Source organism: Microcoleus sp. BM001215392, assembly GCF_036700185.1.
Taxonomy (GTDB): Bacteria; Cyanobacteriota; Cyanobacteriia; order Cyanobacteriales; family Microcoleaceae; genus Microcoleus.
Window position 1 is genome coordinate 1 of the sequence record NZ_JAUBOJ010000190.1, and the last position, 13,659, is coordinate 13,659.

Annotated in this window: 12 protein-coding genes; 9 read left to right on the top strand and 3 right to left on the bottom strand. The window is 43.7% G+C overall.

The genetic code is table 11. The annotated features are described in order from the left end of the window. From QT974_RS19600 to QT974_RS19615, 3 genes are all read left to right on the top strand, one after another. Positions 1-200, top strand: a 200-nt coding sequence (locus tag QT974_RS19600) for a hypothetical protein (protein WP_442933195.1), incomplete at its 5' end; no start/stop codon positions are given. Positions 201-623: 423 nt separating this feature from the next. Then, a complete protein-coding gene (locus tag QT974_RS19610; RefSeq protein WP_333470103.1) occupies positions 624-1,142 on the top strand; it encodes a hypothetical protein in 519 nt (172 codons plus the stop codon). Then, entirely contained in the window at positions 1,139-5,275 is a 4,137-nt protein-coding gene (locus QT974_RS19615; protein ID WP_333470104.1) for an nSTAND1 domain-containing NTPase, read from the top strand. Before QT974_RS19610 ends, QT974_RS19615 begins: the two co-directional genes overlap by 4 nt. A gap of 38 nt (positions 5,276-5,313) precedes the next feature. Here QT974_RS19615 and QT974_RS19620 read toward each other — a convergent pair whose 3' ends face one another. From QT974_RS19620 to QT974_RS19630, 3 genes are read right to left on the bottom strand one after another with little or no spacing between them, the layout of a single operon-like run. Beyond that, complete coding sequence (locus tag QT974_RS19620; protein WP_333470111.1) at positions 5,314-5,475, bottom strand: element excision factor XisI family protein; 162 nt, start codon at positions 5,473-5,475, stop codon at positions 5,314-5,316. Between the two features lie 8 nt (positions 5,476-5,483). After that, a complete protein-coding gene (locus QT974_RS19625) occupies positions 5,484-5,702 on the bottom strand; it encodes a hypothetical protein (RefSeq protein WP_333470105.1) in 219 nt (72 codons plus the stop codon). A 10-nt stretch (positions 5,703-5,712) separates the two neighbouring features. Further along, positions 5,713-7,569, bottom strand: a complete 1,857-nt coding sequence (locus QT974_RS19630; RefSeq protein WP_333470106.1) for a bifunctional 3'-5' exonuclease/DNA polymerase — start codon at positions 7,567-7,569, stop codon at positions 5,713-5,715. Positions 7,570-8,164: 595 nt separating this feature from the next. On the opposite strand from QT974_RS19630, the gene QT974_RS19635 reads away from it, so the two are divergent. The 6 genes from QT974_RS19635 (at position 8,165) to QT974_RS19660 (ending at position 12,914) form a co-directional block, all read left to right on the top strand. Next, positions 8,165-8,725 carry a hypothetical protein gene (locus QT974_RS19635; RefSeq protein ID WP_333470107.1) on the top strand — a complete coding sequence of 187 codons (561 nt, stop codon included), beginning with the start codon at positions 8,165-8,167 and terminating at the stop codon, positions 8,723-8,725. Then, positions 8,722-9,393, top strand: coding sequence for a hypothetical protein (locus QT974_RS19640; RefSeq protein WP_333470108.1), 672 nt, complete (start codon positions 8,722-8,724; stop codon positions 9,391-9,393). Before QT974_RS19635 ends, QT974_RS19640 begins: the two co-directional genes overlap by 4 nt. Before the next feature lie 59 nt (positions 9,394-9,452). Next, the gene (locus QT974_RS19645; RefSeq protein ID WP_333470109.1) at positions 9,453-9,587 is read left to right on the top strand and encodes a hypothetical protein; all 135 of its coding nucleotides are present in this window, start codon (positions 9,453-9,455) and stop codon (positions 9,585-9,587) included. Between the two features lie 273 nt (positions 9,588-9,860). Continuing rightward, positions 9,861-10,115: a type II toxin-antitoxin system ParD family antitoxin gene (locus tag QT974_RS19650; RefSeq protein ID WP_293228632.1), complete on the top strand. Its 255-nt coding sequence runs from the start codon at positions 9,861-9,863 to the stop codon at positions 10,113-10,115. Positions 10,116-10,321: 206 nt separating this feature from the next. Next, complete coding sequence (locus QT974_RS19655) at positions 10,322-10,543, top strand: hypothetical protein (RefSeq protein WP_293228635.1); 222 nt, start codon at positions 10,322-10,324, stop codon at positions 10,541-10,543. A gap of 283 nt (positions 10,544-10,826) precedes the next feature. Next, entirely contained in the window at positions 10,827-12,914 is a 2,088-nt protein-coding gene (locus QT974_RS19660; RefSeq protein ID WP_333470110.1) for a hypothetical protein, read from the top strand. Positions 12,915-13,659: the final 745 nt, after the last annotated feature.

The window sequence follows — 13,659 nt, forward strand, 5'->3', positions numbered from 1 at the left end:
CTGGTAAAATTGAATTGGCCGATCTGCGTTATCAGAGAACTCAGTTTGTGCTGTCATCTGAGCGTTCTTCTGAGGAGATCCAGGGGATTCGGAATAAAGCGTCCTTTGCTCGGCTTGCAACTGGTCGCGATCGCTCTTTGTTTGCGGCCAGAGAGCAAGAATTATTCGAGTATCGTCCGCCTGCTTGCGAGAAAATTTGAGCATACGATCGACAGCAATAGTAGGGTTTTATTGGCATCAAAAAAACTTTTACTGTTGATTTCGTCTAAATACTTTAAGTCGATTTCTCTGCTAGCTGCCGATAATTCCAACATCTCTAAATCTGCCTGTTTTTGGCTTCGGACTTTGGGGTCTTGTTTTCCTTGATGACTTTTCCTTGCCCGCTTCCAATTGACCCCCTTTTTTTGAGTACCCGTCTTAATCGGTCGGGACACAGATCTCAATCATCTCCCATTCAAGCTTGCTCTCTCTTAGAATGCCCAAATTTAGCGAGCGGGTAACAGTGTGAGGTGAGAAGAGTAAGCTTCGCAAACCCAGGTAAATGCAAATTTTCCCTGAATTCTCAGACAAAAGATGCAATAGATGTGCTAGAACCGTAATTTCTCAAATTTACTGAGTAAAAAATGCCAAAGTACAGCGTAGATGAAGTTCTGGGCATCATTCGAGATCTCGCGCCAGAAGAAAAGAGCCAATTGAAAGCTCAACTGCACACTGTTTTAGATGCACCATCTCCCTCTACTGCTTCAGGGGCTCAACAGATGACGAACGCTGTGAGTGGTACCACGTTTGGGGATGGTAATAATGCCTTTAACCTCCAACCCGGTCAGAATCAGGGTGGAAACTACACTGCTTCCACGACTTTTAACCAAACATTGACTCACAAGCAGGAGATTCTGAGTGCCTTAGAGAAGTTGCAGCAGGCAATTAGCAACAGCGAGATCGATCCTCTCAGGAAAGCAGGCGCAGAGGCTCAAGTCGATCAGCTCAAAGGGGAATTGAATAAGCCGGAACCCGACAAAGGGTTAGTCGCTCAGACAATCGCTACCCTCAAACAAGGCTTGGAAGGGGTACAGACTTTGGCTGGACCAACGATAGCAGTGGCAAAACTGATTGCTAATGCTTGGGGAATTCCAGTGGTATGAACCAGGAAGCTATTGGCAACTCCTACCAGAACATGAGTAACGCTGTCAGCAACGTTACATTTGGGGATGGGGTTAATACTTTTAATTTCTCTCCGACACAGGTTATTCAATATGTGTCAGTGGATGAGATTAAGACTCGCACGCTGAATCAGACTTCCCCTTACAAGGGGTTGAAGAAGTTTGAGCCGGGAGACTCGGAACATTTTTTTGGTCGAGATCAGTTAATTCTCAGCCTGATGCAGGATGTAACTCAAAGTAATCTGATTCTACTGCTGGGAGCATCAGGAAGCGGAAAATCATCCGTGATTCAGGCTGGATTGATTACTAGGCTAAGAAAAAGTCTTGGCACGAAGTTTACAGAGTTAATCTTCAAGCCCGATCGAGACCCATTCATCTCTTTGTTTTCTGCCCTGCTCGCAAAAGGTCGCAGCCAGACGGAGGCTGGACTGGCTTTAGCAAGTGAGGTCAGTACCTTAAGCAAAGTTGTGACAACACTGAAGCGGGAAGAGGAGTATTGGTTCATCTACATCGACCAGTTTGAGGAACTCTTCACGATTAGTGAGCCAGGGAAGCGCGATCGCTTCATTGAGAGTCTGACTCGACTGTACCAGACTTTGCATGAGTCTCAGAGCAGCTCGGTCAAAATCGTAATGACAATGCGGGCTGACTTTCTAGACCGTTTCAGTCCCTATGCAGATCTGGGTCGGATTGCGCACGGCAATATGCGTCTGATCGCCGATATGCATCGGGATGAGTTGTGGCTGGCAATCGAGCAACCTGCTGCCCAGCATGGCGTCGTATTTGAGGAAGGATTAGTTGGGGAGATTATCAAGGATGTGCAAGGACAGGCAGGGTTTTTACCCTTGCTGCAATATACCTTGGAACTGCTATGGCGCAACGATGATGTTAGCGATCGGACGCTCAATAAGTCAACTTATCGGAACCTGGGCGGGGTGAGAGGATCACTCCAGAAGAGAGTAGAGCAAGTCTTTAACAATTTGAGTGCTGATGAGCAGGCAGCCGCAAAAAACATCTTTTTGAATCTAGTCAATGTTACTGGTTTTGGAGACGCTGATACGTTTGGGAGAGCCGTTAGTAAGAGGGCTTATCGGTCTCAGTTCACTGACTCTCTAGCAATCAGTACTGTCAATAAGCTAGTCAACGAAAATCTTTTGGTTAGCGACGATAAAGACCAAAGCAAGCAATCCACCATCGAGATTGCTCATGAAGCCTTGCTGTCATCTTGGGATACGTTGAAACAGTGGATTGAAGAAGCAAAAGATGTCCTTGCTATTAAGTCCCGATTGGCTGAGGATATGGCACGATGGAAAGACTTGCTGCAAAAAGATAAAGACAGAGCCAATGAGGAACTGCTTGCAGGTTCCAGGTTAGAGCGAATATTAGAACTGAGAGATGAAGGTATTTTTGAATTGAGGTCTATCCCTCTCAGTCCTGGGGAACATCAATTTATTGACGCCAGTGTTGAGTGGCGCGATCGCCTTCTTCTTGAGAAAGAAGATCGGATTAAAAAGCTTGACAAAGCACTAACTGAAGCAAGACTGCGAGAGCAGTCCGCTATAGTACTGAACTCAATAGAGACTCAACCTCTAAATAGTTTGATACTAGCTATCCAATCAGTTGGTACAAATTTAGAAAAACTGCCAGGTAACCTTCTTGCTCCAGTTCAGGTAAGTCTGAATAAAGCAATGGAAGAGGCATATGTTTCAAGAACTCTCTACAGACACAACCATTCCATCGTCGGAACAGTAGCCATTAGCCAAGATAACAATATCATTGTCAGTGGTGATGAGGGAGGAGAGATTTACATTTGCAGATTAGCTAGCCAGCTTGATGTACTAGCTGTTCAAGCTCACGAAGGCGGCGTGAAATCGGTTGCTATAGCTCCAGACGGACAAACAATCCTCAGTGGAGGCAATGATTGCACTGTGCGTCTTTGGAATTTACGCGGTAAGGCGTTTGAATACTCCTTTGAAGGACACGAAGCTTATGTAAATTCTGTAGCACTTAGCCCAGATGGACAAATTATCGCTAGTGGTGATGCTAGTGGAGTAATTCGACTTTGGAGATTCTCTGGTGAATCGATCGCTGAACCTATCTTAGCTCACTCAGATAGGGTTACTTCAATTAAATTTAGTCCGAATGGAGAGCAAATTGCAAGTAGTAGTGCAGATAATACAATTCGCTTGTGGAATTTGAAGGGTGAGCCGATAGGTCAACCGTTTCAGCAAGAGGGTATATTTCACATTCATGAAATTGCTTTCAGCCCAGATGGACAACAAATTGTCAGTGGTAGCGATGACCTAAATATACGGCTATGGAGCATAGATGGAAATCCAATAGGTGAACCTTTACACACATTGGCTGTTTACTCAGTGGCTTTTAGCCCTGATGGAAAATGGATTGTTTCTGGTGGTGGCAATACCTTAATATTGCGGGATCTGAGGGGTAATCCAGTTGGCTATCCCTTTAAAGGTCATCAGGGTGATGTTAGAGCCGTAGCTTTTAGTTCTGATGGACAATGGATTATCAGTTGTGGTTCTGACAAAACTATTCAGCTTTGGAGTCTTCAAAGAAGCCTTCTTGTGCCTCCTATTAAGGGACATAGATTGGGGGTTAGAGGCATCGCTTTTAGCCCAGACGGACAACGGTTTGTCAGTGGCAGCGATGATTGCACTGTGAGAATATGGAATATTCAAGGCAAGCCCATTGGAAACCCTTTCGGACATGAAGAGTTTGTTAAGTCTGTTGCTTTTAGCAATGAATATATCGTTAGTGGTAGTTCGGATAAAACTCTAAGATTGTGGGACAAAGAGGGCAAGCTTATTGGTGAGTCTTTCTACGGACATGAAGGACCAGTCGAAGCGGTAGCTTTCAGTCCTGATGGAGAACGAATTGTCAGCGGTAGCCACGATCGGACTCTGCGACTCTGGAATTTGAAGGGACAACAAATTAGAGAACCTTTTAGAGGACACGAAAGCTTTGTTGTATCAGTGGCTTTCAGTCCTGATGGACAAAAAATTGTCAGTGGTAGTACTGATGCAACTTTACGGCTTTGGGATTTGGAAGGTAATCAAATTGGAGAAGCATTTCGAGGACATGAGGACAGTGTATATTCGGTTGCGTTCGAGCCTGATGGAGAACTAATTGTTAGCGGTAGCAAGGATAGTACCCTACGCCTTTGGGATTTGAAAGGTAATCAAATTGGACGAATTTTCCGAGGACATAATGATTCTGTTAATGCAGTGGCTTTCAGTCCTGATGGGCAATTAATTGCGAGTGTTGGTAACGATCGAACACTTCGCTTGTGGAATCGACAAGGTGAACCTGTAAGTCAACCGCTTCAAGAAGAGGCTAATGTTTCTTCGGTTGCCTTTCATAGAATTCTAAATCCCTACGCAAAGTCATTCCAACAAGTAATAGCTACTGGTGGTGTAAATGGTCTAATTCAATTATGGATAGGTAGTTGGCAAGAATGGTTGCAAGTTTGTTGCAATCGCCTGCGGTTTCACCCTGCCTTGAATAATCCCAGTGAGGTTTTTACAGACCAGAAAGATATACAGGTGGCACAAGAAGCCTGTGAAACTTGTCATAAGTATGTCTGGAAACCAAGGGCAGATAAACTAAATCAACTGGGACTTGCAAAAATCAAAGAGAAAGATTTTCAGACAGCCATTGAGGTTTTAAGTCAGGCGCTAGAGTTCAACCCTGACCATATTGAAGCTTACTACAATCGCGCAGTTGCTTACATCCAAAAAGCAGACTACCTGAACGCAGTTCAGGATTGCGATCGGGCGATTGGCTTGATTCAGAATTGTTCAGTAGCTTTATTTTCTGCACTCCTGGCTACCCTAAAGCGGTTGAAGCGATTTACACGCAGAGGGTTCCATGATTCCACTTCAGATCGTGCTTCAGACCTTGTTTTGGCGATCACGTTCTTGTTCAGCAAACCCAATTACGCCGATCTCCACTACAAGCGGGGAGGTTGTCGTTTGAAGTTGGGTGATAAGCAGGCAGCTAAAGCAGATTGGCAAAAGGCTGCTGATTTGTATAGAAAGCAAGGGCAGATTGCCAAAACTGAGAAGATTTTGGAGTACCTAAAAAAAATTCACTAGCAAATCACTTCTTAAACTAAGAGTAATCTACAGTTACCTCAAGACACAGCATATTCGGTTAGTCTGCGACGTTCTAGGGATTTGAAGGCGAGAACGATAGGGTGTTTTGAGATACCTGCGGCTTCTAGCTCATAGGCAATGCCGTCTTCGGTTCCGTCGTGCTGAATCCAAACTTTGTCGTCTATGATGTCGAGGTGCAGAAAGGGTTCTAGTTGAAATCATCGAGCGATAGGGTAAGGGCGTTAGAAGCTCCCAATTTTTCCTCTCTGCCCACTCGCACCTCAATCTGAGAACCCGTGAACCTGATTCTCTGCAAAGCTTTTAACGTTTTGGGACGAGAACTGAGAACCTGTAAAAGCCACTGTTTGCCGTACCCGACCACCAAACTAGCCCCCGTCAGCCCCACCCGAAATTCCCCGCTGCTCAATCTTTCCCCGTTAACCTCCCCAACTTTCCATCACCTTAATTTCTACCTCGCAAGGAATCGGAGTGAGAAACTTATTCCCCGCTCTCACCATACATTTTTTAAGCAAGGCTTTAACTGACTGCACTTCTTCAACAGGACACTCTATTAAAACTTCATCGTGAACCACACAAATCAGTTTAGCATCCGTGCAGCTTAGAGGTGAAAAAATGAGAGCAAGAGCGAGTTTAGTAATGTCAGCGCTCATCCCTTGAATTGGGTTATTTAGCATTTCGTTAAGCAGCGGTTTAGTATCTTTTGACCATAATCTCCTTCTGCCTAAGACTGTCCGACTCTTTCGAATACCTCGGCTCCAGGCGCTCCGAACTTTGCCGTGAAATTGTTTGATACCTGTATAGGATTCAAAGAACTTCTTACGAAAGTGTGAAGCTTGTTGCAGCGTTAAAGTGACTCCATGCTCTGCTTGAGCCATATTCTTAAATTTCGTAACTCCCATGCCATAAATTAAACCGAAGTTAATGATTTTACCGAGCTGTCTGTCTTCGAGAGTAATTTCAGATAAGGGTTTTGCCAGCACCAAAGAAGCTGTCAGAGAGTGCAAATCTTCCCCTTGAGAGTAGGCTTTCACCATCGTGCGATCGCCCGAAACCTTCGCCATAATCCGCAGTTCAATCTGGCTGTAATCGGCTTTGAGCAGGACACAACCGGGTGCTACTTTAAAACACTGTCGGGTTTCCTTATCTCTGGGGATATTCGTTAAATTCGGTTCTCGACAACTAAACCGTCCTGATCTAGCACCAATCTGAAACCAATTGGGATGGATGCGCCCTGTAATCGGATGAATGCGTTCAGGTAAACCCAGAGTAAAAGTATCGATACGAGTAGATAAGCTGCGGTACTCTAACAGTGCTTGAATAACGGGATACTCGCCTTGCAAAGGAATTAAATGTTGAGAGCTAGTGGAAGTAACAGGAATACCTTTTTCTTGCAAAGCCGCTAAGACTTGCTTGGGAGAGCGAGGATTAATTGTATCCGTAAATTCCGGCAGGAGAGAGATTTGTTGATTAGGGTTAGGTCGATGGAGTTGTGAATTAATTTGTTTTAAAAGAGAGTCGCGTTGATGACAGAGCTTGACTCCCAAAACTTTCCACTGTTCTCTATCTAAAAGCATTCCGTTGAGTTCCATAGAAGCCACCGCAGGCAGACAAGCAAACTCTAGTAAAGCAGTTTTCCAAAGCTTAGAAGCTTTCAGTTTTTGTTGCAGAGCAGCAGCCAGCGGGAGTAAGATTGCAGCATCGGTAGCAGCATATTGGAGTTGAGCGAGTGTTAAGTTTCCCGACCAATCGCTAACTTGCTGCGTTTTGTCTAGCTTTACTTTCAACAAATTCTCAGTGACAGCATCTAGGGACAAATGGCATTTTAGTCCAGCCGTCAGCACTCGGTAAGCCAGATAGGTATCGAAAAAAGGTTTGGATGGTTCCAGTCCGGCAGAAGCGAGCATTTGCCATTCAAATTTGAGGTTGTGACCTACTTTGAGTGCAGGACTGGCTAGGAGCAAGCGTAATGGTTCGAGGGAACTCGGTTCAATGGCCCATAAATCTACAACGATCGCTGGATGGCCGGGAATGGCAAGTTGTAACAATCTAATTTTGGCTTTGTAGGGGTCTAGCCCTGTCGTTTCGCAGTCTATACCGATGATTTTTGCTTGTTGGAATGGTTGAAGGGCTGTTTCAAGATTGAAAGCAGTATCAATCAGTTGGTAAGGAGTTTTAAGTGTAACATTCAACTGAGCTATTTTAAGCTTATTGGGGGTCAAAAGAGTTGGGATAGCGGTTGATATTTTCTGCTTGTTTAGCGGATTAGGTTTCATAATTAGTTCCGTCGATAAAAATAGTACAAGAATATCAATGTGTCCACAATGCACGAAATATTACTATTTTTAAGGAGTTTTTGACATTAGGTAGCTTGAGGATGATGAGTTTTATTTGGGAAATATACGAGTTATAAGTCAATACGCTTGGGCTCAGAACAATTTGACTTCCTTTCACAAGTCTGGAGCTCCGATAAATGCGTGAAATGAAATTCGTCTGAAAGCGCTAACCCAAGCGTATTGAGTTATAAGTCTATTTTTTGTAAATCAATTTAAGTCCTGAACTTTAGGAATAATGTAAGAGGCATAAAGGATGGCGGTTGGTATAAAAAAAACCAGTTGTTGCCTAGTTTTGATTTAAAATAGTTGCCAACTTTAGAGTCGGCAACAGTTGTTTTGGCTATCCCAAGTGCCGCCTAAAAGGTCGCAGCCTGGTTTGCCATCTGTAATCTTTTTACAAACGGCTGCGTTAGCGTCTGTACGATTAGATTTTGAAAAAGATTTTTAGAGGGAGGTGGGTGGGAAAATATTGCTTGAATTTAAATTTAAAGATTATGACATATAATGTAGTTGTCACAATAATTAGGTTTGGCAATTGAATCGCCCTATCCAGCTTCTTCGAGTTCGAGATCGACAGGTAGTTAATGCTATCCTGACATCCGTTACTGAGAAGCATTTAGAAGATGCCACAACCCTCTGGGAACCAACCCTTCGAGGGAGTGGAGAAGAAGATGAATACTGGAATTGGGTTAGCAAAAGCTATCGAACTCAATTTTTACCGGGAGATGAACTATATGCCATTGAGTGTGATGGCATAACTCAGGGTTTAATGACTATCGATATTTTAAAAAAACGCTGCTATATTGAGTCTCAATTGAGACGAAGATTGGTCTATGTCAGAGCCCTAGCAACGGCTCCCTGGAATCGACCAGCTATTAGCAATCCTCCCACTTATAAAGGAGTAGGTGGAACTCTGATAGATTTTGCGATCGCTCGTAGTGAGGAACTAGGATACCAAGGAAGGATAGGCTTCCACGCATTGCCTGGTGCGCTAGTATTTTATAGAAAGTTGAAAGTGGGGTTGCTAGACTGCGGTCCAGATCCTGAAGAACCCGACAATCTTAATTACTTTGAAACATTAAGGACAGACAGATGAGTAACTCAATTCCCTCCCAGCCCCAATCCACAATAGATGATACAACCAGTTATCCGCGCTTGATGGAACTGATAGAAGCAGAAGATGCAGCTAATGGAGAAGTTGGCTGCGGTCGGAATTTGGGTAATAAACCTTCAGTTTATCTGAAAACCTGCGGTATCAATATCTCTGATGAAAAGCTAAGAAATTTGTTAAGGGAGTATTTAGGTCATTTATTGATGGAGCTAGATTTTGACTCAATCATCAACCAGGTGAGTCATTTCGTAGAGTCATTAGTCGTGCAGGAACACACTCAATTAGAGCAGACAAGACCGGCATTAATGCTCTTAGAATCAGTTGTTGAGCAGATTCCTGCGAAAGAACTCAAACAATGTATTGAGTCAGAATTGAGGGAGTTTTGTTCGGAAACTGCGATCGAGCAAATTGTTCAGTACACTGGTCAAGTGATTCACTATTCAATTCTCCAGCCTCGGCATAAGTGGCCCAAACCTATTTGGGTACTAAGTGCTCTTGAGAAGGTGTATATTGCTCAGGCATCTAGTTTAGATGCAGCAATTGCCCAAGTTAAAGCACAATATTCCCACGAAACAGGAGAGCTGCAAGTAATAAAAGTCGGAGGTGTTCTCGCACCAAACCAAGTGATTTGCTTGGAGTTATTGAACAATTAAAAAATGCGGAATATGTCCGGTATTCTGAGTAACTCCGGTATTCTGAGTAACGCTGGAGTATGTCTTGTGCAGTTAGCGGTTTCATTGCACGATCGCAAAAAGTTTTTAGCGATGCGATCGCGATCGCGGTTGGAAAAATGAACTTGCTTTGCTCAAAATGTTGGGTGCGATCGCTCTCTCCAGGTCAACTGTAGGTAATCATTGTAGATTTGGATTAGTTGGAAACCCACTTGGGGCATAATTATACATCTCCATAAATTACAGATAAGTCTAAGCACGATAAGGGTTTCAGATTCATTTTTGGAGATGTCTATTGGTTCATTTCGACCGATCGCGAGATTTACTTTAGCAATTGCTCAACTCGCTTGTACACAAGAGCGAGTTTTTTAGTGCAATAATAACAACAATTGCTATTCCCTGTTATTAAAGCGAAAATGGAATAGCCCAAATTACAGGAGGACTCAGGCATGAACGTGTCTTTGACACCGGAGTTAGAGCAGTATGTCCAGGAGAAAGTCTCAAGCGGACTGTATTATTCTGCTAGCGAGGTAATCCGTGAAGGGTTGCGCCTGCTGAAAGAACGGGAACAATTCCAACAAACTCGCTTACAGGAATTGCGGCAGGAAATTCAGGTAGGGCTAGACAGTGGTGAAGCAACTCCGCTGGATATGTCAGCAATCAAGGCCGCATCGCGGCAGCGCCGACAGAGGAAACCTCAGTAATGGCAACGATCGTTTTTCTTAAAAGACATTTTTACCAACTTCGTAGAATTGCCCAGTGCTGAGAGCCGTTAGGTAACTTTCATAGAGCTGCCCCCTCCATGTGGAGGGGGTAATTTTTACTGAACAAAATCGCTCACAGGAATGAAGTTGCAGGAACTAGATGCGATTTAAATTGGAATTGTTTACCACATAAAATAACAAAAACCATGCACAATTCATGGACTGAACCTAATTCTGGCTATAGCAAATCGGGTTACGAGTCCGAACCTGATTTGACAGTTGGTTACTCATCATCCACAGAAGTTCGTCAAGGTAATTTTGACAACGCTTACCAAGAAAATGTCTATGACTTGTCCAACCTAGCAGATACTCCTTGGACAGATTCAGCAGTCCGCCCGAATCCACAGTTGGAGCTGGAGCTTGATTAAAGAAATGTAGTCCTGGACGCATCAACCTAAAAAACCCGGTTTGTTGTTCTCATTCTCAACCTAAAATGACGAACTTACCCTCAAAAACCGGGTTTTTGGGTAAGTCCTAAAATGGAGAGGGGAGAGCAGGAAAGGGAGAGAGGGATAGGGAGGTTTAGCTGATTGGTTATTTCTGCAAGGCTGCTCTAGTTTTGGTAATGTTTTAAAGACAGTACAAATGTTTTTTAAATCGGAAGTAGAGCAGCTTTTTTGACCGATTTTAGTTAACATAAATAGGATTCCAATGAACAGTCCAAAGCAGTTAAAAAAATTAAATCAGGTAGGATATGCTTTAATAGCTGCCAGTACACTCTGCCTAATTTTTGCTGTCATCTACATTACTTTCTTCAGCTTTCCATCAATTGCTAGCGCCAGTTCCTTACCTACTAAAATTTGGGAAAAAGAACAATCTAGAGTTTTGCTGCCAGATTGGAGTCAGATGACCTTTAGTTCCCTGCCCGCCGTTGCTAGTTCTGGAAGTTCTGGCGGTCGAAGCTGGCAAGCTGGCACTGCTGTTGACAACATCTTGAAACTGGGTGACATTAACGACGTAAAACCTGAAATTATATCTTTGCAAGCAATTGAACAATTGGCACTAGGAGATATCAATTTAGAGAATATTAGCTTGTCAGCATTTCCCTTAGCTGGGAAACAAACAGTTGGTCACTTGGCTGAAATTGTTCCGAATCTGGGCCAATTTCAATTGAGCGATGTTCCTCCAATTGCTTCTTTATTTTCTCAAATAGCCGGAGTGAACCCTAACATCAGCCAATTGCCAATTGCTCAAGCTATAAAACAAGTACCGCAACTAGCGCAGGCAAAACTTAACCAAATTGACCTATCTGAGTTTGCGATCGCCCAAATTCCCAACCTTAATAGCGTAAATTTAGAACAGTTCTCTGGCTGGTCAGAGGAACTCATCAGCAATATTCCGCTGCTGAGTCAAGTCCCGCTTTCTAGTTTTCCTGTTCCTATTGCGTCCATTGGCAGCACAATCATGCGAATTGATATGATTTACAGTCGGTACGAGAGCAAGCGCAATAACACAATTTCCGGTTCTGATGTAGAAGGATTTGCGGTAGCGTGCGAGAAAGATTGCGCTTATATCGAACTCGACGACATGGAAAACGCCGGTCGCCGGGCCACAGGGCCGCTAGAAGGCAAGCAGTGGATCAGTGGCAAATATCAGGAAGTGCGAGGCGGTTCTGGCTGTTTGGCAGGTTGGGAACCGACGGGCAGGCATCCTTTTGGGGAAGTGTTTAAAGTAGTGGTAATGGAACCGTCAGAAACCAGCGATAGTATTGACACGGCTTTGTACTTTAGGTTTAGTTTACCCTGTGGCAAATCGCCTTACATTATTGGTCCGGTTCCGTTTCTCAGTTACAGCGTTAATTCGCCTATGTTTGTCGGTCGATTGGAGGGCGGTTCTTCTAACAGTATTTCTCGCTCAAAAGGCGTCGCATCTGAAACAAAACCTTCAAAGCCACTGAGTTCAAATCAAGCTAAAAAAAATGCTTTACTAGCTCAGCCTGTACATGAATCCAAACGAGAGTGCGCGCGCCCCGCAACTTACGTGAGCGGTGTGGATGTGGCTTCATTAGGGGAGGCGTTAGCGAAGCTTTCCGAAGGAATCGCCAATTTAGAAAGTGCAGCCAATGCCGACTACGAAGCCATTGGCGAGATGGTTTGTACCGAAGGATCTCGCAACTGCGGGCGGGCGATCGGTCGCTATCAGTTGATGAGTTACCGGGAAGACGTGCAACGTGCTGTCAGTTCAATTCCTGGGGGGGCTAACTTTATCCTGAACGTCAACAAAGGCCAAAAACCTACAAGAGAGGAACTCTTCCAATATTTTCCTCCTGCTGTTCAGGATAAAGTCTTGCAAAATTCTCTAGCTGAGAAGTTAGTCAGCAGCCAACAGGAAATTGACCCTAAAACTGGGCAGGTGTTCAAGGGCGATCGCTTAATTGAGCGAGTAGCACAGAAACACTTTGGGGGTTCTGGCAGTAAAATTGATGCCAGCTATTCCAACATTTTAGGTGGCTACTCTCTCAAACAGTACGGGGAAAAAGTTCGAGAGCTTTATAACCACAATACCAGCGACAATTGCCAAGCTAATTCTGGTGACAGCAATGGCATCAGCAACTCGGTCGGCTCCGGCCTTACTTTAAATGCTAGTGGGAGTATTAAGGTGGCGCTGTTCATTAGCTCTTTTTTGGTGGGAACGTGGTTTTTAATTCGACTGTTTCACAAGCGAAAGCAGCAAATTTTTCTGATGCTAATCGCTTTGGGGCTAGCTGTTACTCTTGGCACGGCTGTGCTCTCCCATTGAACAAAGGGAAAGGGGAAGTGGAAATGCAAGGTATTAACAAATATAGGACTTACGCAAGACAGCAAATTTTACAGTATTTGTGGCCAACTGCACCGAAGAGCACCTACAAACACCTTACAAATAGTGTCTCTGCGTTCACGAGTGAACTATAACACAATACGGTTCAAGTAAGAACAATCTGACTTCCTTTCACAAGTCTGTATATCCTAAAAATTCGTGAAATGGAATTCGTCTGAAAGGGCTAACCCAAGCGTATTGGACTATAACAACTTTTTCGCTAACAGGACGTTTTTAAGTGCTTAAAACATGAATTTTATTGCGTTTCTGTTCTGATATCTATTCCGAAACATGAATTTTATTGCATTTCTGTTCTGACATCTAATCCGGTGGCATCGGAATGATTAAACCACAGAGGACGCAGAGGACGCAGAGAAAGAAAAGAGAGAGATTAATAATTCCGATATCAACGGATTTGATATGACTTGTTCCTAAGTTGTTCTCGCTCTAAATTGCATAGTCGTTTTATATTCCGATAAGGAAGTCATTAAAATTGACTGTAAATTTTAGACATACAACAGCTTACTTAAGCAAAAGATTCTCTCTTTTATTGTCTTTTTATTCTGCTTTAATGTCCTGTTTTTTCTTGTATTTTGTATGAGGGGAGTAACAAATGGTTAAACACAATAGAGTGTAAGGATTCAGGTCTGAGAAATAGGAACGAGCTCAGGCATAGCCAAGTCACAAG